Source organism: Kitasatospora sp. NPDC034023, from assembly GCF_055575795.1.
The window spans coordinates 273,609-299,753 of sequence record NZ_JBVIRY010000001.1 but is presented as its reverse complement, the minus strand read 5'-3'; the positions used below and the strand labels follow the sequence as shown (position 1 = coordinate 299,753).

General features: G+C 74.8%; 10 protein-coding genes. 3 read left to right on the top strand and 7 right to left on the bottom strand.

Translation table 11 applies throughout. The features are described from left to right. Nucleotides 1-46: 46 nt before the first annotated feature. The 6 genes from ACZ52R_RS01305 to ACZ52R_RS01280 all read right to left on the bottom strand — a co-directional run bounded on the left by ACZ52R_RS01305 (nt 47) and on the right by ACZ52R_RS01280 (nt 10,312). A complete protein-coding gene (locus tag ACZ52R_RS01305; protein WP_465622745.1) occupies nt 47-991 on the bottom strand; it encodes a metallophosphoesterase in 945 nt (314 codons plus the stop codon). Then, the gene (locus ACZ52R_RS01300; RefSeq protein ID WP_465752438.1) at nt 991-1,710 is read right to left on the bottom strand and encodes a CGNR zinc finger domain-containing protein; all 720 of its coding nucleotides are present in this window, start codon (nt 1,708-1,710) and stop codon (nt 991-993) included. The genes ACZ52R_RS01305 and ACZ52R_RS01300 overlap by 1 nt, the downstream gene beginning before the upstream one ends. A 162-nt stretch (nt 1,711-1,872) precedes the next feature. Further along, nucleotides 1,873-2,244 carry an aspartate 1-decarboxylase gene (gene panD / locus ACZ52R_RS01295; protein ID WP_189913070.1) on the bottom strand — a complete coding sequence of 124 codons (372 nt, stop codon included), beginning with the start codon at nt 2,242-2,244 and terminating at the stop codon, nt 1,873-1,875. A 100-nt stretch (nt 2,245-2,344) separates the two neighbouring features. Then, on the bottom strand, nt 2,345-3,604 hold the full coding sequence (locus ACZ52R_RS01290) for a beta-ketoacyl-[acyl-carrier-protein] synthase family protein (protein ID WP_465622740.1): 1,260 nt from the start codon (nt 3,602-3,604) through the stop codon (nt 2,345-2,347). After that, nucleotides 3,601-3,819, bottom strand: a complete 219-nt coding sequence (locus ACZ52R_RS01285; protein WP_465622739.1) for an MbtH family protein — start codon at nt 3,817-3,819, stop codon at nt 3,601-3,603. The genes ACZ52R_RS01290 and ACZ52R_RS01285 overlap by 4 nt, the downstream gene beginning before the upstream one ends. A gap of 58 nt (nt 3,820-3,877) precedes the next feature. Next, nucleotides 3,878-10,312 (bottom strand): amino acid adenylation domain-containing protein, encoded by a 6,435-nt coding sequence (locus tag ACZ52R_RS01280; protein WP_465752436.1) that lies wholly within the window; start codon nt 10,310-10,312, stop codon nt 3,878-3,880. Between the two features lie 553 nt (nt 10,313-10,865). Between ACZ52R_RS01280 and ACZ52R_RS01275 the strand changes: the two genes are divergently transcribed. Continuing rightward, a complete protein-coding gene (locus tag ACZ52R_RS01275; protein WP_465664039.1) occupies nt 10,866-11,258 on the top strand; it encodes a hypothetical protein in 393 nt (130 codons plus the stop codon). A gap of 32 nt (nt 11,259-11,290) precedes the next feature. On the opposite strand, the gene ACZ52R_RS01270 is transcribed toward ACZ52R_RS01275, so the two are convergent. Next, nucleotides 11,291-12,910 (bottom strand): AMP-binding protein, encoded by a 1,620-nt coding sequence (locus ACZ52R_RS01270; protein ID WP_465752434.1) that lies wholly within the window; start codon nt 12,908-12,910, stop codon nt 11,291-11,293. Nucleotides 12,911-13,185: 275 nt separating this feature from the next. Between ACZ52R_RS01270 and ACZ52R_RS01265 the strand changes: the two genes are divergently transcribed. Together ACZ52R_RS01265 and ACZ52R_RS01260 are read left to right on the top strand one after the other, a co-directional pair. Further along, nucleotides 13,186-19,548, top strand: a complete 6,363-nt coding sequence (locus tag ACZ52R_RS01265; protein ID WP_465752432.1) for an amino acid adenylation domain-containing protein — start codon at nt 13,186-13,188, stop codon at nt 19,546-19,548. Beyond that, on the top strand, nt 19,545-26,054 hold the full coding sequence (locus tag ACZ52R_RS01260) for an amino acid adenylation domain-containing protein (RefSeq protein WP_465752430.1): 6,510 nt from the start codon (nt 19,545-19,547) through the stop codon (nt 26,052-26,054). Before ACZ52R_RS01265 ends, ACZ52R_RS01260 begins: the two co-directional genes overlap by 4 nt. Nucleotides 26,055-26,145: the final 91 nt, after the last annotated feature.

Genomic DNA, 26,145 nt, shown 5'->3' with positions numbered 1-26,145 from the left:
CTCGCCGAGACACGAAATCCGGTTTCGGGCGGGCGTCCGGTGGGGGTCAGCGGGGGGTCGGGGTGAGGGTGAGGAGGGTGGCTTCGGGGGGGCAGGCGAAGCGGACGGGGGTGTAGCGGTTGGTGCCGCAGCCGGCGGAGACGTGGAGGTGGGAGCGGTGGCCGCCGGCGGTGTGGGTGGAGAGGCCCTTCACACGGCGGGTGTCGATGTCGCAGTTGGTGACGAGGGCGCCGTAGAAGGGGATGCAGAGCTGGCCGCCGTGGGTGTGGCCGGCCAGGATCAGCGGGTAGCGGTCGGCGGTGAAGGCGTCGAGGACGCGCAGGTAGGGCGCGTGGACGACGGCGAGGGAGAGGTCGGCGTCGGCGGAGGGGCCGCCGGTCACCTCGCTGTAGCGGTCGCGGCGGATGTGCGGGTCGTCGAGGCCGGTGAACTCGATGTCGAGGCCGTTCACGGGGAGGCGGCCGCGGGTGTTGGTGAGGTTGAGCCAGCCGGCCGCGTCGAAGCCGTCGCGGAGCTTCTCCCACGGGTTGTGGACGGCGCCGCTGATACCGCGGCTGGCGGTGCCGTCCGGGTTGTTCATGCCGTGGACGCCGCTGCGCATGGCCTGGAGGTAGCGCGCCGGGTTCTTGCGGGCCGGGCCGTAGTAGTCGTTGGAGCCGAAGACGTAGACGCCGGGGAACTCCATGAGCGGCCCGAGCGCGTCGAGGGCGGCGGGGACGCCGAGCGGGTCGGAGAGGTTGTCGCCGGTGTTGACCACGAGGTCGGGGCGCAGGCCGGCCAGGCTCTGCAGCCAGCGCTGCTTCTTGCCCTGGCCGCTCACCATGTGGATGTCGGACACCTGGAGGATCCGGATGGGCCGGGCACCGCGGGGGAGGACGGGGACCTCGACCCGGCGGAGGCGGAAGGCCCGGACCTCGTAGCCGGCGGAGTAGGCGAGGCAGGCGGCGCCGGCGGCGGCGAAGCCGAGGGGGACGGAGTACAGCGGTCGCATCAGCCCATGCTCTCAGACGGTCGATCAGCTGGTGAACGCCCGGCGGCGGGGGAGGGGAAGGAGGAGGAGGCGGCGGCCGGGGCGGGGAACGGCGGGGGCGGTGCCCCGGTATCGCGGCGGGCGCGCAGGGCGCGGACCTTGTGGCGGTTGCCGCAGCGTTCCATCGAGCACCAGCGGCGCCGGCCGGGCCGTGAGGTGTCGACGAAGATCAGTCGGCAGTTGTGCGCGCCGCACTCGCGGATCCGGTCCGCGTGCGGGCCGGTGAGCAGGGTGATGGCGTCCCGGGCGAGGGTGGAGACCAGCTGGGCGCCGTCGGCGGGCAGTGGGGCGGCGGCGGTGCCGTCGGGGGCTATCCGGGGGACCAGCGGGGGGTGCTCGGCGGCCCGGTTGAGCGCGGCGTAGTCCTCGGCCGGGCCCGGCTCGCCGTGGGCGCGGGCGGCGGTGAGGCGCCAGAGCGCGTCGCGCAGGGTGCGGGCGGCGGCGAGCTCGGGGGCGGTGATCCGGACGGCGTCGGCGGGCAGCCGCAGGCGGGACTGGGGGAGCCAGGCGGCGAGGTCGGCCGGCTGGTGCAGGACCTCGTAGCGGGCGTACGGGCCGGGGCCGCCGGTGGTGAGGAGTTCGAGGCAGAGGGCGCCGGGGTCGAAGGGGAAGCGGCTGCCTGTGGGGGTGGTGAGGACCAGCCCAAATGGGGTGGGGTTCCGGTCGTTCCCGTCGGTCATGGGGCCAGGATAGGTGTAACCGGGTTGAGGGGTTACGGCCCGGAAGGGGTCTTGAAGGAGCGCTGGAGCTCGAAGGAGCGCTGGAGCTTGAAGGAGCCCTGGAGGGGGCGAACGGCGGGTGCCCGCCGCGCACAAGGCGGCGGGCACCGGGGGAGTCGACGGTCAGGACGCCGGGTCGACGCCGACCTTCACGACCGCGTTGGCCTTGTCCACGAAGACGACGGCCGGCTTGAGGTCGGCGGCCTCGTCGTTCTCGACCGAGGCGTAGGCGATGATGATCACGGTGTCGCCCGGGTGGACCAGGCGGGCCGCGGCACCGTTGATGCAGACCACGCCCGAGCCGCGCTCGCCCTCGATGACGTAGGTCTCCAGGCGGGCGCCGTTGTCGACGTCGACGACGTGGACCAGCTCGCCGGGCAGCAGGTCGGCGTTCTCCATCAGGACCGGGTCCAGGGTCAGCGAGCCGACGTAGTGCAGCTCGGCCTGGGTGACGGTGGCGCGGTGGATCTTCGACTTCAGCATGGTGCGTCGCACGTTCTCGACCTCACAGGTGTGGATTTCGACAGGGCACTACGGAAGTACGGCGGTACGGCGGTACGGCGCTTCGGAAGCGGAACGGAAACGAGGAAGCGGTTCAGCGGGCGAAGGCGAGCGACACGTTGTGCCCGCCGAAGCCCGAGGCGTTGCAGAGGACGGCGGCGGGGCCGGCGGGCAGTTCGCGCGGGGTGTCGCGGACCACGTCCAGTCCGAGGCCCTCCTCCGGGTTCTCCAGGTTGACGGTGGGCGGGACGACGCCGTCGGACAGGGACAGGACGGCCGCGACCGCCGCGAGCCCGCCGGCGGCGCCCAGCAGGTGGCCGGTCATCGACTTGATCGCCGAGACCGGGACGGCGCCCGGCCCGAACACCGTGCGCAGCGCCGCGGCCTCGGCCGCGTCGCCGGCCGGGGTGGAGGTGGCGTGCGCCTGGACGTGCCGGACCTCGGCCGGGTCGAGCCGGGCGTCGGCCAGGGCCCGGCGCAGTGCGGCGGCCAGGCCGCGGCCGTCCGGGCGCGGGCCGGTGGGGTGGTGGGCCTCGGAGGCCAGGCCGGCGCCCGCGAGGACGCAGTACCGGTGTGCCCCGCGGGCCCGGGCGTGGCGCTCGCTCTCCAGCACCAGGACCCCCGCGCCCTCACCGAGGACGAAGCCGTCCCGGTCCCGGTCGAACGGCCGGGAGGCGCGGTGCGGCTCGGCGTGGCGGCCGGAGAGTGCGCGCATGGCGGCGAACGCGGCGGCGACCAGCGGGTGGACGCCCGTGTCCGCGCCGCCCGCCACGACGACGTCGGCGCGGCCGAGCCGGATCAGGTCCAGCGCGGTGGCGATGGCGTCGGCGCCGGCCGCGCAGGCGGTGGCCGGGGCCGACGCCTGCGCCTGGGCGTTGACGTCGAGGGCGGCCAGTGCGGCGGTGTGGTTGCCCATCAGCATCGCCACGGCGTGCGGCGACACCCGGCGTGCCCCGCGGGTGCGCAGTTCCTCGTGGTTGTTCACGACGGTGTGCACGCCACCGATGCCGGTGCCGAGCACCACGGCGACCCGTTCCGGGTCCGGGGTGTCGGGGGTGCCGGCCGGTCCGGTGTAGCCCGCGTTCGCCCAGGCTTCGCGGACGGCGGCGAGGCCGAAGGCGCCGACCCGGTCCACCCGGCGGGCGAGCACCCGGTCCAGCAGCTCCCCGGGTCCGGCCGCGGCCCGCGCCGCGATCCGGACCGGGAGCTCGGCCGCCCAGGGTTCGTCCAGGGCCGCAACGGCTCCGCGCCCGGCGAGCAGCGCCGACCAAGTGTCCTTGACCGTCGCTCCGAGGGGGGTGACCGCGCCGAGTCCGGTCACCACCACGGCTTCACCGCTGCGGTCGTCCGTCATGCCGGCTCGGACTCCATGGCGGCGACCAGGCTCTGCGGCCGGATGTCGGTCCAGTTGTGCTCGATGTAGTCCAGGGACTCCTGGCGCCCGGCCTTGTCGTGCGCCACCGTCCAGCCCGCCGGGACCTCGGCGAACGACGGCCAGAGGGAGTGCTGTCCCTCCTCGTTGCGCAGCACCAGGAACGTGCCGTCCGGGTTGTCGAACGGGTTCTGCATGACTCGTGCCTTTCGTTGCGGGGTGCTCGGTGGGTCTTGTCGGGTTCTGGGGGCGCGATCAGCGGGCGTCGGGGTCAGTGAAGCCGGGGGAGGTGGGGGATGCGGAGGAGGCGGTCGGGACGCACAGTGCGGCCAGCCGGCGCGGGGTGCGCTGCTGGAAGATCGTGCGGATGTCGACCGGGCGGCCGAACGTGGCCTCGATCCGGCCGGACAGGCGCAGCGCCGCGAGTGAGTCGCCGCCGCGGGCGAAGAAGTCGTCGTCCACGTCCAGGGGTTCGGTGCCGAGGGGTTCCGGCGCCGTGGACGAGCCGGACGAGCCGGACGTGCCGGACGTGCCGGACGTGCCGGACGTGCCGGACGTGCCGGACGTGCCGGACGTGCCGGAGGCAGCGCCGATGGCCTCGGCCGCCAGCACTGCCAGGGTGTCCCGGGCGGCTCGCAGGGCGTCGGAGTCCGGCAGCAGCTCGCCGACCTTCGCCGCGGGCCGCTGCGCGATCGCGTGGAGCAGTGCGACCAGCAGTTCGCCGGCCCGCTCGGCGAGCGCGGTCGGGACCAGCTCGGGCCGGTGGCTGAGCGCGAGGTGCAGCCGCTGCTCCGGGGTGACGGTCAGCCGGACCGGGTAGTGGTACGGGTCCTGGCCGTACGTGTCGGTGATCCGGAGGCCGCCGGAGGAACGCCCTGACGGGCCCTCCGAGCCTGCCGAGCCCGCCGGTCCGACCGCCGCCGAGCCCTCCGCCCCGACCGCCTCGGCGGCCGCGTAGTTCTCGAACACCAGGCAGCTGTCGAAGAGTTCGCGCTGCCCGGCGGCGCGCAGGATCTCGCCGAGCGACAGGTACCGGTGCGGGGCCAGTTCGGTCTGTTCCCGGTGGAGGTCCCGGAGCAGGGCGTCCAGTCCGGCGTCCGGGTCGAGCCGCACCCGGACGGGTGCGGTGTTGATGAGCAGGCCGACGAGGTCCTCGTGGCCGGGCAGTTCCGGCGTGCGGATCGACCCGGTGGCGCCGAAGACGGGCCGGCGGGCCCCGGTGAGCCGGTGCAGGGTGAGCGCCCAGGCCGCCTGGACGACGGTGTTGAGGGTGACGCCGTGGTCGCGGGCGGCCCGGCGGAGCGCCTCGGTGGTCTCCTTGGGGAGTTGGGCGGTGCGCCGCAGTGGCTGGGCGTGGACCCGCGCGGTGTCGCCGTCGGGTGCCAGCAGGGTCGGTTCGGCCCCGGACAGGGCCTTCTGCCAGGCGGCGCGGGAGGCCTCGCCGTCCTGCCGTTGCAGCCAGTCGAAGTGCCGGCGGTACGGGACGGTGTCGGGCAGGCCCGCGTCGTCGCCGCGGTGGCGGTACAGGTGGGCCAGGTCGCGGAGCAGGATCGCGCTGGACCGGCCGTCGACCAGGATGTGGTGGATCGTCAGCGCCAGCAGGTGGCGGCGCTTGCCGAGGCGCACCAGCAGGCCGCGGACCAGCGGGGAGCAGGCCGGGTCGAACGGTTCGCACCGTTCGTCGGCGAGCGCCTCGCGCTGCCGGGCCTCGTCGGCGCGGCGCAGGTCGAGTTCGTGCCAGGGCGCCTGGGCGCGCTGGTCCAGGACCTGGACGGGCTCGCCGGAGGGCAGCAGGTCGAACCGTGCGCGCAGGGCCTCGTGACGCCGCACCAGGGCCTGGAAGGCGGTGCGCATCCGGGCCGCGTCCAGCTCGCCGTCGAGTTCGAGAACGGTCTGGACGGTGTGCGGGTCGGGGGCGCCGTGTTCGTAGCGGGCGTGGAACAGCAGGCCCTGCTGGGTGGGGGTGAGCGGGAGGACGTCGGCGACCGGGCCGTCCTGGGCGAGGGCGTCCAGCTCGTCCTGGGTGATCCGGACCAGCGGTACGTCGGAGGGGGTGAGCCCGTGGGCCGCGGGCCGGCCGGCGAAGGCGGCCAGGGCGCGCAGCGCGGCCGTCCACTCCTCGGCGAGGGTCCGGACCTCGTGCTCGGCGAGCAGGCCGGGGGCCCAGGTCCAGGTGGCGGTCAGCCGCAGGCCGTTGCCGCCGTCCTCGGCCACCGCGTTGACCTCCAGCGGGTGGGCCATCGGCTGGTCGGGGTGGACGGGCGGGGCGGCGCTCTCGCCGGCCGGGCGCCAGTCCGCTTCGGGGCCGCCGGCGGTGAACCGGCCGAGGTAGTTGAAGGCGAGCTGCGGGTGGGGGAGGGCGCCGAGGGCGGCGCGGCCCTGCTCGTCCAGGTAGCGCAGCAGGCCGTAGCCGAGGCCGTGGTCGGGCACGCCGCGCAGCTGCTCCTTGACGAGCTTGAGGGCGCGGGCAACTGCGCCGTCGTCCAGTGCAGAGGTGCCCGGGGTGAGCAGGACGGGGTGCAGGGTGGTGAGCCAGCCGACCGTCCGGGTGAGGTCCAGGCCGTCGAGCTCCCGGCGGCCGTGGCCCTCGAGGTCGACCAGCAGTCCGCCGGTGCCGCGCGAGCGGGTGGCAGCGAGCGCCAGGGCGGTCAGCAGGACCTCGTCGGGGCCGGCCCGGAAGGCGGTGGGCAGGGTGGTGAGCAGGGCTTCGGTCTCGGCGGGGGTGAGTTCGACGGTCAGGCTCCGGGCGGTGCCGTGCACGTCGCGGGCCGGGTCGGCGGCGCGGTCGGTGAGCTGCGGACCGGCCTCGGCGAGGGTGCGCCGCCAGTGCTCCACCTGGGCTGCGACGTGGGGGCGTGCGGCGGCGTCGGCGAGGGTGTCGTACCAGCGCCGCAGGGAGGTCGGCACGGGGTCGAGCCGAGCGGGTTCGCCGGTGCCGGCGGCCAGCCAGGCGGCGTGCAGGTCGGGCAGCAGGACGCGCCAGGAGACGGCGTCCACGGCCAGGTGGTGGACGACGACGAGCAGGCGGCCGGAGGCGGTGCCGGCGTCGAACCAGACCGCCTGGAGCAGGTTTCCGGCGCGCGGGTCCAGCCGGCGGGCGGCTTCCTCCGCGTGCTCGGTGACGGCCGCGGCCAGGGCGTCGGGGTCGAGCCCGGTGACGTCGACCCGGCGGACGCCGTCGGAGGCGACGGGCGAGCCGACCGGCGGGACGGACAGCGACCAGTCCTCGGTCAGCCGCATGCGCAGCGCGCCGTGCCGGTCGAGGAGCGCCTGCACGGCGCCGGTCAGCTGCTCCAGGCCGAGCCCGGCCGGCACGGCGAGCAGCGTGGACTGGTTGAACGAGTCGACGGGGCCGCCGAGTTCGCGCAGCCGGTGGACGATGGGCGGCGCCGGGAAGTCGCCTGTGCCGTCGTCGTGGACGACCGGGGCCGCCGTTCCGGCGGCCGGGCCGGACAGGGTGGCGAGCGCGGCCGCCGTACGGTGTTCGAAGACCTGCTTGGCGGTGAGTTCGAGGCCCGCGCCGCGCGCCTTGGCGACCAGTTGCAGGGAGGTGATCGAGTCGCCGCCGAGCTCGAAGAAGCCGTCGTGGACGGAGCGCACGTCGCGGTTCAGCACCTCGCCGAACAGCTTGACCAGCAGTTTCTCGATCCGGCTGCGGGGCGGTCGGCCGGTGGCGCGGCCCTCGCCCTGGTCGGGGACGGGCGGCAGCGCGGCCCGGTCGAGCTTGCCGTTGGGCGTGAGCGGGATCTCCGGTACCGGGACGAAGGCGTCCGGCACCATGGCGGCGGGCAGCCGGGAGGCGACGTGCTCGCGCAGTTCCTCGGCCTCGGGCGTGCCGTCCAGGACGAGGTAGGCGACCAGCCGGTCGGCCTGCGGGCCGCTCTGGACGACGACCACGCAGTGCCGCACCGCCGGGTGCCGGCAGAGTTCCGCCTCGATCTCGGCGGGCTCGACCCGCTGGCCGCGGATCTTGACCTGGTCGTCGGCGCGGCCGAGGTAGACGAGTTCGCCGTCGGCGCCCCACTGGGCGACGTCGCCGGTGCGGTACATCCGCTCGCCGGGCGCGCCGAAGGGGTTGGCGACGAAGCGTTCGGCGGTCACGCTGGGTCGGCGGACGTAGCCGCGGGCCAGGCTCGGCCCGGCGATGTAGACCTCGCCCGGCACGCCGACCGGGACGGGGCGCAGCCAGGTGTCGAGGACGTGCATCGCGGCGCCCGGGATCGCCTTGCCGATCGGGACGGCGCCGATGGCGATCTCGTCGTCGGGCCCGCTGCGGAACTCCATGCAGCCGACGGTGGCCTCGGTCGGGCCGTACTCGTTGACGGCGGTGGCGGTCGGGTTGCCGGCCCGCCAGGCGCGCAGCATCGCGCCGGACAGCTGCTCCCCGCCGACCACCAGGTCACGGGTGGGCGAGAGCCAGGCGTGGGTGTCGGCGAGCAGCGGCATCTGGCTGGGCGTCACCTTGGCGAAGGCGGCCGGGCCGAGGCCGGTCGGCGCGGGATCGGTGAGTTCGGCCAGGTGCACCCGGCCGCCTGCGGTGAGGCCGCCCCAGACGCCGGTGACGGTGAAGTCGAAGGAGATCGGCGACTGCACGATCGCGGTCTCGGCCAGCCCCGGGTAGGTGTGCCGGGCGAACTCCAGGTAGACGCCGACGGAGCGGTGCTCGACCTGGACGCCCTTGGGGCGGCCGGTGGAGCCGGAGGTGTAGATCAGGTAGGCGCCGTTGCCGGGGCGCAGCGGGCGCACCCGCTCGGCGTCGGTGACGTTCCCGTCCGGGTGCGGCTCGGCCAGTAGATCGGCGGGCCGCAGGTCGGCGGGCCGCCGGTTGGCAGGTGGCAGGTCGGCGGGCAGCCGGTTGGCGGGCCGCAGCGGCTCGGCCGGGAGGTGGCCGGGGGCGCGGTCGGTGAGCACCGCGGCGGGCCGGGCGTCCTCGAGCATGAAGGCGACCCGTTCCGCCGGGAGCGCCGGGTCGATCGGCAGGTAGGCGGCGCCGGACTTCAGCACGCCGAGCAGCGCGACGACCAGCTCGGCGTCGTGCGGCAGCAGGACGGCGACCACGGACTCGGGGCCGATGCCGCGCGCGATCAGGGCGCGGGCGATCCTGTTGGCGGCCGCGTTGGCGTCCCGGTAGCTGAGCGCGCGGTGCCGGTCGGAGAGCGCGACGGCGTCCGGTGCCCGGTCGACCTGGGCCTCGAACAGGGCGGGCAGGGTGGTCTCGGGCGCGGGTCCGCGGGCCGGGACGCCGGGGACGGGCAGGGCGGCCCGGGCGGTGTCGTCGAGCAGGTCGAGGGCGACCACCGGGGTGTCCGGGGCGGTGGCCAGGGCGGTGAGCGCGGACTCCAGCCGACGCAGTACGCCGCGGGCCGTGTCGGCGTCGAACACCTCACGGCGGTGGGAGAGTTCGAGGATCAGCCGGTCGCCGGGGACGACCACCAGGCTGAGCGGGTAGTGGGTGGAGCCGCGGGCGCCGTTCGGGTCGGCGGCGACCAGGTCGTCGGCGAGCGGGGAGATCCGCAGGCCGGCTGGCGGCCGCGCGGTCCCGCCGTCGCCGCTGCCCCGGTCGGCGCCGTCGCCGCTGCCCGGGTCGGCGAGGGCCAGGAAGGTGTCGAAGAGGGTGCCGTGCCCGGCGGTCCGCTGGATCTCGGGCAGCGGGAGGTGGTGGTGGTCGGTGAGCGCGGTCTGCTCGCGCTGCACCCGGTCCAGGAGGGTGCGCAGCGGCTCGGCCGGGTCCAGGCGCACGCGTACCGGAACCGAGTTGATGAGCAGTCCGACCATCTCCTCGACCCGCGGGGCCGCGGCGGAGCGCACCGAGACGGTCTGCCCGAAGACGACGTCGGTCTTCCCGGTCAGCGAGGCGAGGGCGAGCGCCCAGGCGGTCTGGGCGACAGTGTTGAGGGTCAGACCGCGGGCACGGGCGGCGTCCCGGACGGCGGCGGTGAGCTCGGCGGAGAGCTCGGTGGTGACCAGGTCGGGGAGCTCCTCGGTGGCGCCGGTGTGCTCGGGGCCGGTCAGGGTGGGCGACTCGAGTCCGGCGAAGGCCTGCTGCCACGCCTGCCCGGACAGCTTGGTGTCGCGCTTGGCCAGCCAGGCCAGGTAGCCGGTGGCCGGGACGGTCTTCGGCAGGGCGGTGTCGTCGCCGCCGGCCGCGTAGATCGCCACCAGGTCGCGCAGCACGATCGACAACGACCATCCGTCGAGCAGGATGTGATGATGCGTCAGTAGCAGGACGTGCGACTCGGGGGCGGTCCGGACGATCGAGAAGCGGATCAGCGGCGGGGCGCCCAGGTCGAAGCCGCGCAGCCGCTCCTCGGTGAGGTGGCGGACCAGTTCGGCGTCCGTCCCAGCGGCCGGCTCCGTGCCCGTCCGGTCGGGCAGGTCGAGTCCGTCGGGCAGGTCGAGGCCGCCGGCCAGGTCGAGTTCGGTGATCGGCGCGGCGGCCTTGCGGTGCACCAGCTGGACGGCCTGCCCGTTCTTCCGCTGCTGGAAGGAGGTGCGCAGCGCGGCGTGCCGGCGGACCACGGCCTGGCAGGCGGCGCGCAGGCGGTCCCGGTCGAGCGGGCCGTCGAGGCGCAGTGCGGCCTGGCTGACGTACTCGTCGATGCCGTTGCCGAGCAGCGAGTGGAAGAACAGCCCCTCCTGCAGGGGCGCGAGCGGAAGGACCGCTTCCAGCGGTGAGTCGTGGGCAGGCACTGGGTGATCTCCAACCGGGGCGGGTTGCGGTCGCACGGTCCGCGGGCGACGTCCGGCACGGACCGGCCGGGATCGCCGGGGGGATGGGGACTGCAGGGCCGTCCGGCCGGCCCGCGTCGGCCATGCTTCCGGCTGCCGCGCGGCCCGGCCAGGCAAGTGCCCGGCAATCGAAATTGCATTCCAGCTGCCGATCGGGTGTAACGGTCTCCAGCCGGGGAATTCGGTTCTGCGGAGGCGCCCGATAGGCGCCCGATAGGCACCCGATAGAACGCCGAATGGCGCCCGGGAGACGCCCGATTGACGTCCGAGTGGCGCCCGGAAGGCGTCCGAGAAACGCCCGAGAGACGTCCGAGAGGCGTCCCTATTCCACCGGCGGGGGCTGCAGTAGGGTGCCTCTGCGCCGTTCTGACGAGGCCGCGCCGTGCTCACGGCACCGGTGCTGACGCGGGCGCCTCACACACGATGGGATTTCCCCGTGAAAGACAACATGGTCGAAATTCTGACCGCTGCCGTTCTGGTGCTCGGACTTGTCCGCGAGTTCAGGGATCAGAGGTTGACTCTTGTCCCGTGGCTGCTTCCGGTGATTCCGATCGTGGTCGGAGCTCTCCAGGACGACCTGATCGATCACGACAGGAGCGGCGCCTCGATCGGGCTCGGCGCCGCGATCACCGGGGTGGGTCTGGTGCTGGGCGTGGCCTACGGCGCGCTGCTCCCGGTGGGCCGGGACGCCGCCGGGCACACCGTGTTCAGGGGCGGCCTGTACGCCCTGCTGGTCTGGGCGGGCCTGCTGGTGTCCCGGACGGCCTTCTACAAGGTCGGGCAGAACCAGGGCATCGAGACCGGGTTCGGCTTCCTGGCCATCTCGTTCGGCGCGATGCTCCTGGCGCGCACGCTGGTGGTGACCGTCCGGTCCCGGAAGCGCCTGCCTGCCGGCTCGGTGGCCTGACGTGGCGGGGCGGCGCTTCCGGGGTCGGCCGGTCAGGCCGGTGTCAGGCTCCGGATGTCGCCGCCCAGCTCGCCGGCGGTCAGCGCGGCCCACATCACCCGGCGGCGCGGCTTGCCGCTGGAGGTGACGGCGAGGCCGCCGCGCGGCACCTCGACGGCGAGCAGGTCGGCCTCGGTGCCCAGGGCTTCGGAGAGCACCGTGTGCGCGGCGGCCTGCCACTGCGGGTCCGGCTTCTCCAGGACGACCACGCCGGTCGCGCGGTCCTCGAGGTGCCCGAGCAGGACGGCCACCCGCCGTTGGGGGATGCCGAGTCCGTGCAGGCGGGCCTCCAGGCTCTCGGCGAAGACCATCTTGCCGCGGACCTTGACGCCGTCGCCGAGGCGGCCGACCACGTAGAGCTGGCCGTCGTGCAGGAAGCCGGCGTCGCCGGTGTGCAGCACCCCGCCGTCCAGCACCGTGCCGGAGGCCGTTCCGGCGGCGCCCTGGTAGCGGGTGCCGAGGGTGTTCCCGCTCACCAGCACCTCGCCGACGACGCGGTCCGGCACTTCGGTGCCCTCGTCGTCGACCACCGTGACCCGGACGCCGCGCAGCGGGCGGCCGCAGCCGACGAAGCGCCCGGCCTGGTCGCCTTCCAGGGTGACCTCGCTCCAGCCCTCGCCGATCGGCAGGCCGGTGACGGCCAGGGTGGCCTCCGCGCCGCCGTACGCGGGCAGCAGCGCGCGCCGGTCGAAGCCGTGCGGGCCGAGCAGCGCCTCGAAGCCTTCCAGCACCTGCGGGTCGATCCGCTCCGCGCCGAGGATCAGCGAGCGGAAGGACGAGAAGTCCAGGCCCTCCAGCTGGGCGGGCTTCACCCGGTGCAGGATGTACGCCAGGCCGAAGTTGGGCATGGCGGTCAGGCCGACCTTGTTGTCGCTGATGCAGCGCAGGTAGCGCAGCGGGGAGCGGATGAAGTCCTCCGGCTGCATCATCCAGCCGTCGCAGCTCATCGTCACGAAGTTGACCATGCAGCCGATCAGGCCCATGTCGTGGTGCACCGGCAGCCAGGAGGCGCCGGAGTACTCAGGGAACCACTCCAGCCAACGGTGCATGGCGTTCACGTCGTTGGTCAGCGCCTCGTGGCTCACCAGGACGCCGCGGGAGCGGCCGCTGGAGCCGGAGGTGAACTGCAGCAGCGCGAACTCGGCCGGGGGGTACGGTTTCGGGGCGGGCTCGACCTCGGCGATGAACGTGTCGAAGACCACCGGCTCGGGCAGGTCGAGTCCTTCGGTGACGGTGCGCACGGAGTTCTGCGACTCCTCGTCGCAGACGATCACCCGGGGCTGCGCGGTGTCGAAGAGGGCCCGCGCGTGCTCGGCGTACTCGCCGCCGCGCTGGAAGGCGAACGGCGGCGCGATCGAGCACGGCGTGCAGCCGGCCGCGATGGCGCCGAAGAACGTCGCCACGAAGCCGGGGCTGCAGCGCTGGACGACCGCCACCACGTCGCCGTCCTGCGCGCCGGCGGCGCGCAGCGCCCCGGCCGTGCGCAGCACCTTGTCGGCGAGTTCGGCGTAGCTGTGGAACTCCCAGGAGTCACCCGGACCGGCGAAGTGCAGGCCGCGCTCCTCCGAGGCCTCCTCGACCCAGTCCAGCAGGGCCCTGTCGGGGATGCTCATTGACCGATTCCTCCCAGATCCTTGCGTTCTTCGGAGCAACGTCGCTGCCGCCCAGGCCGCATCCTCCGGTTCGTACGGGCAGGAAGCCAGGAATCGAGCGGGCAACTCCGGTCCGGCGCACGGCCGGGACCAGCAAGGTCGATTGCCGGTCAGTTTCCTGGTCGGTTCTGTCCGCGCGCGCAAGCATCGGCGGCGAGAACCGTCAGTGCGGTCCCCGGTCGTCGGCCAGGGCGCCGCCCGCGCCGCCGGCCGACCGCCGCGGAGAGGAGCCAGGTGTGTACCGGGCAAGCGATCAAGAAGGATCCGGTCCGCACTCGTCGATCCGCGAGGCCGGGGACCGTACGCCGCTGACCGCCGGGGACCGTACGCCGCTGACCGCCGCGGGCCGGGCGCTGTGGCTCGCCCAGCAGTTCGCGCCGGACTCGCCGAGGTTCAACCTGGTGCGCCGCTTCGAGATCCGCGGCCCGCTCGACCCCGAGCTGTGGCACCGCGCGATCCGGCAGGCGCACGCCGAGAGCCAGGTCTTCGAGGTGCGGCTGGGCGAGGACGCCGACGGCCCGTACCAGGAGTTCCTGGGCCGTTCGAACGCCGGCTGGGACATCGTCGACCTGTCCGACCGGTCCGACCCGGAGCTGGCCGCCCACCGGTGGATCGCCGAGCGGATGCGCACCACCTACGACCTGCGGCGCGGCCCGGTGGGCGAGGACGTGCTGCTCAGGCTGGGTGCCGGCCACTGGTTCTGGTACAGCAGCTACCACCACGTGCTGACCGACATCCAGGGCCTGGCCATCCTCACCGAGCGGATCAACGCGCTCTACAAGGCGATGGTCGCCGGCGCCGAGCCGGGCGGCCGCCCGCTGCCGTCCGCCCTGCTGCTGCCGCTGGAGGAGCGCGCGTACCTGGCCTCGGAGCAGTACGAGGCGGACCGCGCGTACTGGCTGGAGCGGATGACCGACCGGCCCGAGCCGGTCACCGTGGCCCCCCGCGCCGCCGACCGGGTGGGCGACGTGCTGCGCGCCCAGACCCTGCTGACCTCGACCTACGTGACCGCGCTGCGCAAGCTCGGCCGGCGCCGCCGCACCGACTGGACGGCGGTGGTCGCGGCCGGAGTGGCCGCCTACCTCAGTGGTCTGAGCGGCCATCAGGACCTGGTCCTCGGGCTGACCGCGACCGTCCGGCGCACCGACGCGGCCCGCACCACCCCGGGCATGCTCGCCAACGAACTGCCGCTGCGCGTCCGGCTGGACGCGGCGATGACGGTGGGCGAGCTGATCGACCACACCTCCGCGCGGCTCGGCGAACTCCTCACCCACCAGCGCTTCCCGCACGAGCACATCCGCCGCGAGCTGGGCATGCGCGACGCGGGCGACCGGCTGTTCCACGCGGCGCTCAACCTGGTGCCCACCGGCGACCGCGCCGAGCTCGCCGGCTTCCCGGCCACCGTGACCGGCCTCAACGCCGGCCAGGTGCCGGACCTGGTCCTCACCCTGTTCCCCGACCCGGCCGGCGGGCAGCACGTCCGCCTGGAGGGCAACGAGGCCCGCTACGACCAGGCGGACCTGGACGCCCACACCGTCCGGCTGCCGGCCTTCCTGCACCGCCTCGCCGAGGCCGACCCGGACACCCCGCTGGCCCGCCTGCAGCTGACGACGGCGATCGAGCAGGACCGGGTGCTGAACGACTTCAACGACACCGAGTGGCCGACCGAGCGGGTCACCCTGCCGCAGCTGTTCGAGCGCCAGGCCGCCCGCACCCCCGACGCCGACGCGGTGGAGTTCGAGGGGCGGACCCTCACGTACCGCCTGCTCGACGCCCGGGTCAACCGCCTGGCCCGGATGCTGGTGGAGCGCGGGGTGCGCCGCGGCGGCATCGTCGCCGTCGCCCTGCCGCGCGGCCTGGACAACCTGGTGGCGCTGCTCGCGGTGATGAAGGCCGGCGCCGTCTACCTCCCGGTGGACCCCGGCTACCCGGCGGACCGGGTGGACGGGATGCTCGACGATGCCGGGCCCGACCTGATGGTCACCCGGCACGCCGACGGGCTCCCGGGCCGCGACGGCCTCGCCGCGGTCCACCTCGACGACGCCGCGGTGGCCGCCGCGCTGGACGCCGCCGACCCCGCCGAGCCGGCGCCCCCGACCGCGCCGACCCCGGCCGACCTCGCGTACATGATCTACACCTCGGGCTCCACCGGCCGCCCCAAGGGCGTGCTGGTGCCGCACACCGGCCTGGCCGACTTCGCCGAGTCCCAGCCCGGCGTGCTGGCGCTGCGCGAGGGCGAGCGGGTACTGATGATCAGCTCGCCCAGCTTCGACCCGTCGGTGTGGGAGCTGTCGGTCTGGCTGATGAGCGGCGGCTGCGCGGTGATCGCCCCGCCGAAGCTGATGCCCGGCCCGCAGCTGGCCGAGTTCATCGCCGGGCACCGGGTCAGCTGCGTGGGCACCGTGCCGTCGGTGCTGGCCGCGTTCCCGCCCGGCTCGCTGCCGGACGACCTGATCATCGCGGTCGGCGCGGAGGCGCTGCCCGCCGAACTGGTCCGCCGCTGGGGCGGCGTGCACCGGCTGCACAACGTGTACGGCGCCACCGAGAGCACCGTGTTCACCACCATGACGGGGCCGCTGACCGGCCCCGGCACGCCGTCGATCGGCTCGCCGCTGCACAACGCCCGGGTGTACGTCCTGGACGGGCTGCTGCGCCCGGTGCCGCCCGGCGTCACCGGTGAGATCCACCTGGCCGGCCCCGGCGTTTCGGTCGGCTACCACCGCCGGCCCGGCCTCACCTCGCAGCGCTTCGTCGCGGACCCGTGGGGCCCGCCCGGCAGCCGGATGTACCGCACCGGCGACAACGGCTCCTGGGGGCCGGACGGCAAACTGCACTTCGTCGGCCGCAGCGACCACCAGGTGAAGATCCGCGGCTTCCGGGTCGAGCTCGGGGAGGTGGAGTCCAGACTCACCGCGCACCCCTCGGTCGCCCGGGCCGCCGTGGTGGCCCGCGCCGCGAAGGGCAGTGCGCGCCGCCTGGTCGCCTACGTGGTGCCCGCGCCCGACGCCGAGGTGGAGCCCGCCGAGCTGCGCGCCTGGGTCGGCCGGACCCTGCCGGAGCACATGGTGCCCGCCGCGGTCGTCGCCCTGGACGCCTTCCCGCTCACCTCCAACAACAAGATCGACCGGGACGCGCTGCCCGAGCCCGACATCCGCGGCGGCGCCACCCGCCGGCCGCCGCGCACCCGTACCGAGACCGTGCTGTGCGAGTTGCTGCACGAGGTGCTCGGCGCGCAGGAGATCGGCATCGACGACAGCTTCTTCGACCTGGGCGGCGACTCCATCACCGCCGTCCAGCTCGCCGCGCGGGCGGTCAAATCCGGGCTCGCGCTCACCCCGCAGGACGTCCTGACCTACCGCACGGCCGCCACCATGGCCGCGGTCGCCGACGGCGGCCGGGCCGCCGACCTCGACCGGTCGCTGCTGACCGACGCCGGGGGCCCGGCCGAAGGCCTGCCGCTGACCCCGCTGCAGCAGGGCATGCTGTTCCACTCGCTGTATGCCGACGACACCGGCGCCGACCCGTACATCGGCCAGATGGTGTTCGACCTGACCGGCGAGATCGCGCCGGACCGGCTGCACGCCGCCTGCGACGCCCTGGTCGCCCGGCACGACGCGCTGCGCGCCCACTTCGCGCTGGACGAGCTGGGCGAGGCCCGGCAGACCATCCCGGCCGCGGTGACGGTGCCCTGGGCCGAGCACGACCTGCGCGGGCTCGGCGCCGAGGAGCAGCGGGAGCGCACGGCCGAACTGCTGGCCGCCGACAAGGCGACCCGCTTCGACCTGGCGAAGCCGCCGCTGCTGCGGTTCGCCGTGATCAGCACCGCCGACGACCGGCACCTGCTGGTCTTCACCAGCCACCACGTGCTCTTCGACGGCTGGTCCGTCGGGATCATGCTGAAGGACCTGTTCGCGGCCTACTCCGAGGACTCCGAGGTGTCCGATCGGAACGAGCCGTCCGAGCCGGTCTCCTTCGCGGCCTACCTGCGCTGGCAGGACCGTCAGCCGAAGGACACCGCCGCGGACGCCTGGAAGCGCGCGCTCGCCGGCGTCGAGCAGCCCTGCCTGGTCGCCCCCGGGGCGGCGCTGACCACCGAGATGCCCGCGCTGACCCGCCGGGCGCTGTCCGAGAAGCTCTCCGCGGACCTGAACCGCACCGCCCGGACGGCCGGCCTGACCGTCAACACCGTCTTCCAGGGCGCCTGGGCGGCGCTGCTCGGGCAGCTGACCGGCCGGGACGACGTGGTCTTCGGCACCTCGGTGTCCGCCCGACCGCCGCAGCTGGCCGGGATGCAGGACCTGGTCGGCCTGGTGATGAACACCGTCCCGGTGCGGGTCAGGCTCTCCGCCGAACGGCCGCTGTCCGAGCTGCTCACCGAGGTGCAGGCCGAGCAGGCCGCGCTCGGCGCGCACCACCACCTGGGCCTGGCCGACATCCAGCGCGGCCTCGGCCTCGGCGAACTCTTCGACACCACCATGGTGTTCGAGAACGCGCCGGCCGACCGTGAGGCGATCCGCCGGACCCTGCCGGGGCTGCGGATCGGGGTCGCCGAGTCCGACCGCACGGGGGTCACCCACTACCCGCTCACCCTGATCGTCCACCCCGGTCCGCGGCTGCGCCTGGAGCTGACCCACCGCGCCGACCTGTACCCCGCCGAGCAGGCGCAGGCGCTGCTGGAGCGGCTGGAGCGGTACCTGCTGGCCTTCGTCGGGCAGCCCGAACTGCCGCTCGGACGCGTCGAGTTGGTCGACGCCGAGGAGTGCCGCACGCTGGTCGGGGCGTGCAACGACACCGCCGTGGCGCACCAGGAGGGCACCCTGCACGGGCTGTTCACCGCCCAGGCCCGCCGCACGCCGGACGCCGAGGCCGTGGTGTACGGCGAGCGCCGGGTCGGCTACGCCGAACTCGACGCGCTGTCCGGGCGGTTGGCCGCCACCATGGCCGCCGGGGGGATCGGCCCCGGCGACGTGGTCGCGGTGGCGCTGCCGCGCGGCGTGGACCTGGTCGTGGCGCTGCTCGCGACGCTGCGCACCGGCGCCGCCTACCTCCCGCTGGACCCGGAGTACCCGCCGGAGCGGGTGCGGGCGATGACCGAGGACGCCCGTCCGGCGCTCACGCTGGACGAGCGGAGCTTCGCCGAGCTGTCGGCGCGCGAGAGCGCGGGCCCGGCGCCGGACCGCGCGGTCGACCCGGTGCACACCTCGTACGTGATCTTCACCTCGGGGTCCACCGGCCGCCCGAAGGGCATCGTGGTCGCCCACCGCGGCATCGTGAACTACCTGCGCTGGATGCAGCGTTGCTTCCCGCTCGCGCCCGGCGACCGGGTGCTGCAGCGCACCTCGATCAGCTTCGACCCGTCGGTGTGGGAGATCTTCTGGACCCTGCACGTCGGCGCGACGATGGTGGTCGCGCTGCCGGAGGCCGACCAGCACCCCGGCTACCTGCCGGAGCTGATCCGCACCGAGCGGATCCACACCGCGCAGTTCGTGCCGTCCACCCTGGAACTGTTCCTGCTGGAGCCCGGCGCCGCCGAGTGCGGCAGCCTGCGCCAGGTGTTCTGCGGCGGCGAGAAGATGACCGCCGGTCTGGTGGAACGTTTCCGCAAGGCCAGTGAGGCCGGCCTGCACAACCTGTACGGGCCCACCGAGGTCTCCGTCTACACCACCACCTGGCAGGCCGGGTCCGAGACCGGCACCGCCGACGTCCCCGTCGGCAGCCCGGCCGACAACCTGCGGGTGTACCTGCTCGACGGCGCCCTGCGCCCGGTCCCGGCCGGCCTGCCCGGCGAGATCTACATCGCCGGCACCGGCGTCACCGACGGCTACACCCGCCGTCCGCTGCTCACCGCCGAACGGTTCGTCCCCGACCCCTTCGGCCCGCCCGGCACCCGGATGTACCGCACCGGCGACCTCGGGGTACGCCGCCCCGACGGAGCGGTGCGCTACCTCGACCGCGCCGACCACCAGGTGAAGATCCGCGGCCACCGGATCGAACTCGGCGAGATCGACTCCGCACTGTCCGCGGTGGACGGCATCCGGCAGGTCGCCACGGTGGTCCGCGAGGACATCCCGGGCAGCCCGCGGATCGTCTCGTACGCGGTGCCCGAGCCCGGGGCGGTGCCCGACCCGGACACCGCCCGCAAGCAGGTCGCGGAGCAACTGCCCGATTACATGGTCCCGTCCGCGATCGTGCCGCTGACCGCCCTGCCGCTCACCCCCAACGGCAAGCTCGACCGGGCCGCGCTGCCCGCTCCGCAGGCGGGCCGGCGGGAGCGGCGCGAGCCGCGCACCGACCGCGAGCGCCTGCTGTGCCGCCTCTTCACCGAGGTGCTCGACGGACAGCAGGTGGGCATCGACGACAACTTCTTCGACCTGGGCGGCGACTCCATCGCCTCCACCCGACTGGCCGGCCGGGCCCGGATCGCCGGCCTGTCCCTCACCCCACGGGACGTGTTCCGTCACCGCACCGTGGCGGCTCTGGCGGACGTCGCCACCGAGACCGAGCCCGAGGCGGCCGTCGCCCCGCCGGCGGCGCCCCGGCTCGAACTCGACGCCGACGAGCTCGCCGAACTCGAAGCGCACTGGAGAAGTGGGAAATGAAGCCGACCTCGTTCGACGCGATCTGGCCGTTGACACCGCTGCAGGAGGGCATGCTCTTCCACGCCCTGTACGACGGCGGGCACGAGGGCGTCGACCACTACAACATGCAGCTCCCGATCGAGCTGATTGGCCCGCTGGACCGGGCCGCGCTGCGCCGCGCCGGCGAGCTGGTCGTGGCCCGGCACCCCGCGCTGCGCGTCGGGTTCCTGCAGCGCCGCTCGGGCGAGCCGTTCCAGGCCGTGGCGTCCCAGGTGAAACTGCCGTGGGCCGAGGTCGACCTCACCGGGCTCGCCCCGGCCGAGCAGGAGACCCGGCTGCGCGAGGTGCTCACCGAGGAGCGCCACCGCCGTTTCGAGATGGCCCAGCCCCCACTGCTGCGGTTCACCCTGTGCGCGCTGGCCGCCGACCGGCACGTCTTCGTGCTGACCAACCACCACATCCTGATGGACGGTTGGTCGATGCCGGTGGTCGTCGAGGACCTGTTCCGGATCCTCCACCACGGCGGCGACGCCACCGCCCTGGACCCGGCGGTCTCCGTCGGCGACTACCTCGGCTGGCTGAGCGCCCGCAACCGCGCCGCCACCGAGGCCGCCTGGGGCAAGGCGCTGGCCGGCCTGGAGGGCCCGACCCTGCTCGGCCGCGGCGCCGACCCGGCCGGCGGAACCGTGTCCCAGCAGCGGATCCGCCTGGAACTGGACGAGGAGCGCTCCCGCGCGCTGGCCGAGGCCGCCCGCGGCCGCAACCTCACCGTCAACACCGTCATCCAGGGCGCCTGGTCGCTGCTGCTCGCGCTGCTGACCGGCAGCGACGACGTGGTCTTCGGCTGCACCGTGGCCGACCGCCCGGCCGCCGTCCCCGGCGTGGACCGGGTCGTCGGCCTGCTGATCAACACCGTCCCGGCCCGGGTCCGGATCGACCGCACCGAACCGTTCGGCGCCCTGCTCGACCGCGTCCAGGACGAGCAGGCCGAACTCACCGAGCACTCCTGGCTCGGCCTCGCCGACATCCACCGGATCAGCGGCCACGACAGCCTCTTCGACACCACCATCGCCTTCGAGAACTTCCCGCTGCCGGCCTCCGCCCGCGGCGTCGACGTTGCCGGTCTGCGCCTCGCTCTTGCCGGTGAGGCCGTCGACGAGGTGCCGGAGGGCACCCACTACCCGCTCAGCCTCGCCGTCTTCCCCGGCCCGACCACCGTCTTCGAGCTCAACTACCGCGCCGACCTGTACCCGAAGGAGCGGGCCGAGGCGCTGCTGGAGCGGCTGAGCCTGCTGGTCGGCCACGCCGTCGAGCGGCCGGACACCCCGGTCGGCCGGCTGCCGCTGCTCACCGGGGAGGAGCGCCGCCGCATCGACCGCGCCGCCGCCCCGGCCCCGGTCGCCACACCGCCCGGCACCCTGGTGCGGCTCTTCGAGGAGCAGACCGCCCGCACCCCGGACGCGCCCGCGGTCAGCTGCGGCGCCGAGCGGCTCACCTTCGCCGCGCTCAACACCGCCGCCAACCGGCTGGCCCGGCAGCTCGTCGCCCGCGGCGCCGCCCCCGAACGGCCCGTGGTGATGGCCCTGCCGCGCACCGCCGAGGCCGTCGTCACCCTGCTGGCGATCCTCAAGTCCGGTGCGGTGTACGTGCCGGTGGACCTCGAGCAGCCCGCCGAGCGGATCGCCGCCGTCTTCGCCGAACTGCGCGCGCACCTCGCGGTCACCACCGGCGCGTCCGCCGCCCGGCTGCCCGAGGGCACCGAGCGGCTGCTGCTGGACGAGCTGCCGCCGGAGGCCGACGGCGCCGACCTCACCGACGGCGCCGACCTCACCGACGGCGCCGACCTCACCGACGCCGACCGGCTCGCCCCGCTGCGCCCGGAGAACCTGGCGTACACCGTCTACACCTCCGGCTCCACCGGTCGCCCCAAGGGTGTCGCGATCGAGCACCGGTCGCTGGCCAACATGTTCCACAGCCACCGCAACCACCTGTTCGAGCCGGAGCAGGCCGCCGCCGGCCGTCCGCTGCGCGCCGCGCTGACCAACTCCCTGGTGTTCGACGCCTCGTGGAGCCAGCTGCTGTGGATGGTCGGCGGGCACGAGCTGCACCTGATCGAGGAGGAGCTGCGGGCCGACCCGCACGCCCTGCTGGACCACGTCACCCGGCACGGCATCGAGGTGCTCGACACCACGCCGAGCTTCGCCCGCCGGCTGATCGCCGAGGGGCTGCTCGACGAGGGCCGTACGGTCCGCGTCCTCGCGCTCGGCGGCGAGGCCGTCGACGAGCCGCTGTGGCAGCGGCTGCGCGCCGTCGAGGGCCTGTCCGCGTACAACCTGTACGGGCCGGCCGAGTGCACCGTCGACCCGATGTACGCCCGCTTCGCGGCGCACGAGCACCCGGTGATCGGCGGCCCCGCCGACAACCTGCGGGCCCACCTGCTGGACGACGCGCTGCGGCCCGTCCCGCCGGGCGTGACCGGCGAGCTGTACCTGGCCGGCGCCGGCCTCGCGCGCGGCTACCTCGGCGGGCGGGTCCTCACCGCCGAGCGCTTCGTCGCCGACCCGTTCGGCGAGCCGGGCGCCCGGATGTACCGCACCGGCGACCGCGCCCAGCGGGACGACGACGGCACCCTGGTCTTCCTCGGCCGCACCGACGACCAGATCAAGATCCGCGGCTTCCGGGTCGAGCCGGGCGAGATCGAGGCCGTGCTGGCCGCCGACCCGAGCGTGCGGCACGCCGTCGTGGTGGCCCGCGAGGACCACCCCGGCTCGCCGATGCTGGTCGGCTACGTGGTCGCCGCGCCCGGCGCCACCGCGGACGGCGCGGCCTTGCGCGCCCGGGCCGCCGAGGTGCTGCCCGGCTACATGGTGCCGACCGCCGTGCTGGTCCTGGACGAGCTGCCGATGACCGTCAACGGCAAGGTGGACAAGGCGGCCCTGCCCGCGGTCCGCTTCGACGGCGCGGGCGAGGGCGGCGAGCCGCGCGACGAGCAGGAGGAACTGCTCCGCGGGCTGTTCGCCGAGGTGCTGCGGGTCGAGAAGATCGGCATCCACGACAACTTCTTCAACCTGGGCGGCGACTCGCTGCTTTCCATGCGGCTCTCCTCGCTGGCCCGCCGGGGCGGGCTCGCGCTGAGCCCCCGGGACGTCTTCCTGCACCGCACGGTGGCCGCCCTGGTAGCCGCCGCCCGGGACGCCGAGGACGCGGAAGCCGCCCAGTCTTCGCCCGAGGGCCCGCTGTCCGAGAGCGCGCCGCCCGAGGGCCCGCTGTCCGAGGGCCCGCTGCTCGAACTGGCCGCCGAGGAGCGCGCCGAGATCGACGCCGCCCACCCCGACGCCGTCGAGGTGTGGCCGCTGACCTCGCTCCAGCAGGGCATGCTCTTCCACGCGCTGCTCGCACCCGACCGCGTCGACGCGTACATCACCCAGCAGGTCTTCGACCTGGAGGGGGAGGTGGCGCCCGCCGTCCTGCGCGCCGCCTTCGACACGGTGCTCGCCCGGCATGCCAACCTGCGCGCCCGCTTCGTACGGCTGAGCTCCGGCCGGGCCGTGCAGGTGATCCCCGAGCGGGTCGAGGTGCCGTGGCGGGAGGTCGACCTCGGCGCCCTGGCCCCCGCGGAGCAGGGCCGCCGGGTCGAGGAGCTGGTGGCCGAGGAGCACGACCGCCCGTTCCCGCTCGGCTCCGCCCCGCTGCTGCGGGCGCTGCTGGTCCGGCTCGCCGGCGACCGCCACGTGCTGGTCGTGACGGACCACCACCTCCTGCTGGACGGCTGGTCGGTGCCGCTGTTCTACCGCGAGGTCTTCGCCGCGTACGCCGCCGGCGGCTCCGCCGAGGGACTGCCCGAGCCGATGCCGTTCCGCCGGGTGCTCGCCTGGCTGTCCGGCCGGGACGGCGCGGCGGCGGAGCGGGCCTGGGCCGGGGCCCTCGCGGGCCTGGACGAGCCCACCCTGGTCGCCCCGAACGCCGACTTGTCGGTGCTGGCCGCACAGGGCACCGCCCACGAGGTCCTGGGCGCCGACGCCTCCGCCCGGATCACCGCCGCGGCCCGCGCCGCCGGGATCACCGTGAACACCCTGCTCAACGGCGCCTGGGCGATCGCCCTGGAACGGCTGACCGGCCGCGGCGACGTCGTCTTCGGCGCCGCGGTGTCCGGGCGCGCGCCCGAGCTGCCCGGCGTCGAGGACGCGATCGGCCTGGTCATGAACACCGTGCCGTTCCGGGCCGTGCTCGACCCGGCGGAGCCGCTGTCCGCCGCCCTGGTCCGGATGCAGACCGAGCAGTCCGAGCTGATCGCCCACCACCACCTCGGGCTGCCCGAGATCCAGCGGGCGGTCGGCCTCGGCGAACTCTTCGACACCATCGTCGGCTTCGAGAACGCCGGCATCGACCACGCCGAGGTCGCCCAGCCCGTACCGGGCCTGGGCATCGGGCTGCGCGAGCCGTCCGTCCCCGGCTCCGCGCACTACCCGCTGCGGCTGCTGGTGCGCCCGGGCGAGCACCTGGACGTCAAGCTCCACTACCGCACCGACCTGTACGGCGCGGCGGAGGCCGGCGACCTGCTGGCCTCGGTGCTACGGGTGCTGGAGACCTTCGCCGAGGCGCCGCGGACCCCGCTCGCCGGGCTGGACCTGCTGTCCGCGCCGACCCGGGAGGCCGTCCTGGAGCGGTGGGCGGCGACCGCCCCCGCCGAGCCCGCGGCCACCATCCCGGCGCTGTTCGCCCGGCGGGTCGCCGAGCACCCCGAGGCGCCGGCCGTGCTGACCGGCACCGAGGAGCTGAGCTACGCCGAACTCGACGCCCGGGCCAACCGGTCGGCGCGCGTCCTGCTGTCGCGCGGGGCCGGCCCGGAGCGCATCGTCGCGGTCCTGCTGCCCCGCACCGCCGAGCTGGTCACCACGATCCTGGCGATCTGGAAGAGCGGCTCCGTCCACATGCCGGTGGACACCGACTACCCGGCCGACCGGATCGAGTTCATGCTCACCGAGGCCCGGCCGGACCTGATCCTGGCCGCGCCCGACGCCGTGGAGAAGATCCCGGCGGAGCTGCGCGACCGGGTGGTGACCACGGACCGGCTCACCGCCCCGGCGGACACCCCGTCCGGCGAGGTGACCGACGCCGAGCGCGGCCGCCCGCTGCTGCCCGCCTGCGGCGCGTACGTCATCTTCACCTCGGGCTCCACCGGCCGTCCCAAGGGCGTCCTGGTCACCCACGCCGGCCTGGCGAGCTTCCTGGCCACCCAGCGGCGCCACCTGGACCTCGGCCCCGGCCGCAAGGTGCTCTGGTTCGCCTCGCCCAGCTTCGACGGCGCGATGGGCGAGCTCAACACCGCGCTGCTGAGCGGCTCCTGCGTGGTCGTCGGCAGCTACGAGGAGATGCTGCCCGGGCAGCCGCTGGCCGACTGGGTGGCCCGGACCGGGGTGCAGACCCTGACCATCCCGCCGTCCTCGCTGGCCGCGATGGCCGACGGCAGCCTGCCGGCGGGGATCACCGTCGTCACCGGCGGCGAGGTCCTGCCGCCCGAGCTGGTGGCCCGCTGGGCCCCGGGCCGGCGGATGCTGAACATCTACGGCCCCACCGAGACGACGATCATCGCGACCGTCGGCGGACCGCTGGAGCCCGGCGTCGCCGTGTCGATCGGCGTCCCGGTCGTCGGCGCCCGGATCCGGGTCCTCGACCACTGCCTGCGCCCGCTGCCCGCCGGCGTGCCCGGCGAGGTGTACATCTCCGGCGCCGGCCTGGCCCGGGGCTACCTGCACCGGCCCGACCTGACCGCGCACCGCTACGTCGCCGATCCGTTCGGCGCGCCGGGTGCCCGGATGTACCGCACCGGCGACATCGCCCGCTGGCTGCCGGACGGTCGCCTGGACTACCTGCGCCGGGCCGACGACCAGGTGAAGCTGCGCGGCTTCCGGATCGAGCCGGGCGAGATCGAGGCCGTGCTGGCCGCCGACCCGAGCGTGCGGCACGCCACCGTGCAGCTGCGCGAGGACACCCCCGGGTCGCGGCGGCTGGTCGCCTACGTGGTGCCGGCCGGGCCGGACGGCACCGACCCCGCCGCGCTGCGCGACCGGGTCGCCGCCCACCTGCCGGAGTACATGGTGCCGGCCGCCGTCGTCGAGATCCCCGAGCTGCCCACCACGCCGCACGGCAAGCTGGACCGGGCCGCGCTGCCCGCCCCCCGCTTCGCCGCGGCCGAGGGCAGCCGGGCGCCGCGCACCCCGCGTGAGGAGCTGCTGCGGCAGCTGTTCGTCGAGGTGCTCCAGGTCGAGCGGATCGGCATCGACGACAGCTTCTTCGCGCTCGGTGGCGACTCGATCATGTCGATCAAGCTGGTCACCGCGGCGCGCGAGGCCGGGCTGGAGATCTCCCCGCGGGACGTCTTCACCCACAAGTCCGTCGCCGAACTGGCCGCCGTGGTCACCGAATCGGCGCCGCAGGCCGCCGCCGACGAGGCCGAGGAGCCGCTCATCGACCTCGACCAGGACGAACTCGACGAGTTCATCGCCAAGTTCGCCGACGAGGACTGACCGACCCGGGCGGAGGAGCCGGCCGGGACCCTGCTCGGCCCTCCGCCCGTGACACCACCCCGTCGCCTGCCCCGGGCAGGCGGCACAGGAC

Bases quoted from the DNA above. Each gene is read 5' to 3' on its own strand.
- ACZ52R_RS01305 (WP_465622745.1), bottom strand. From the start codon at position 991: ATGCGACCGCTGTACTCCGTCCCCCTCGGCTTCGCCGCCGCCGGCGCC.
- ACZ52R_RS01300 (WP_465752438.1), bottom strand. From the start codon at position 1,710: ATGACCGACGGGAACGACCGGAACCCCACCCCATTTGGGCTGGTCCTC.
- ACZ52R_RS01290 (WP_465622740.1), bottom strand. From the start codon at position 3,604: ATGACGGACGACCGCAGCGGTGAAGCCGTGGTGGTGACCGGACTCGGC.
- ACZ52R_RS01285 (WP_465622739.1), bottom strand. From the start codon at position 3,819: ATGCAGAACCCGTTCGACAACCCGGACGGCACGTTCCTGGTGCTGCGC.
- ACZ52R_RS01270 (WP_465752434.1), bottom strand. From the start codon at position 12,910: ATGAGCATCCCCGACAGGGCCCTGCTGGACTGGGTCGAGGAGGCCTCG.
- ACZ52R_RS01260 (WP_465752430.1), top strand. From the start codon at position 19,545: ATGAAGCCGACCTCGTTCGACGCGATCTGGCCGTTGACACCGCTGCAG.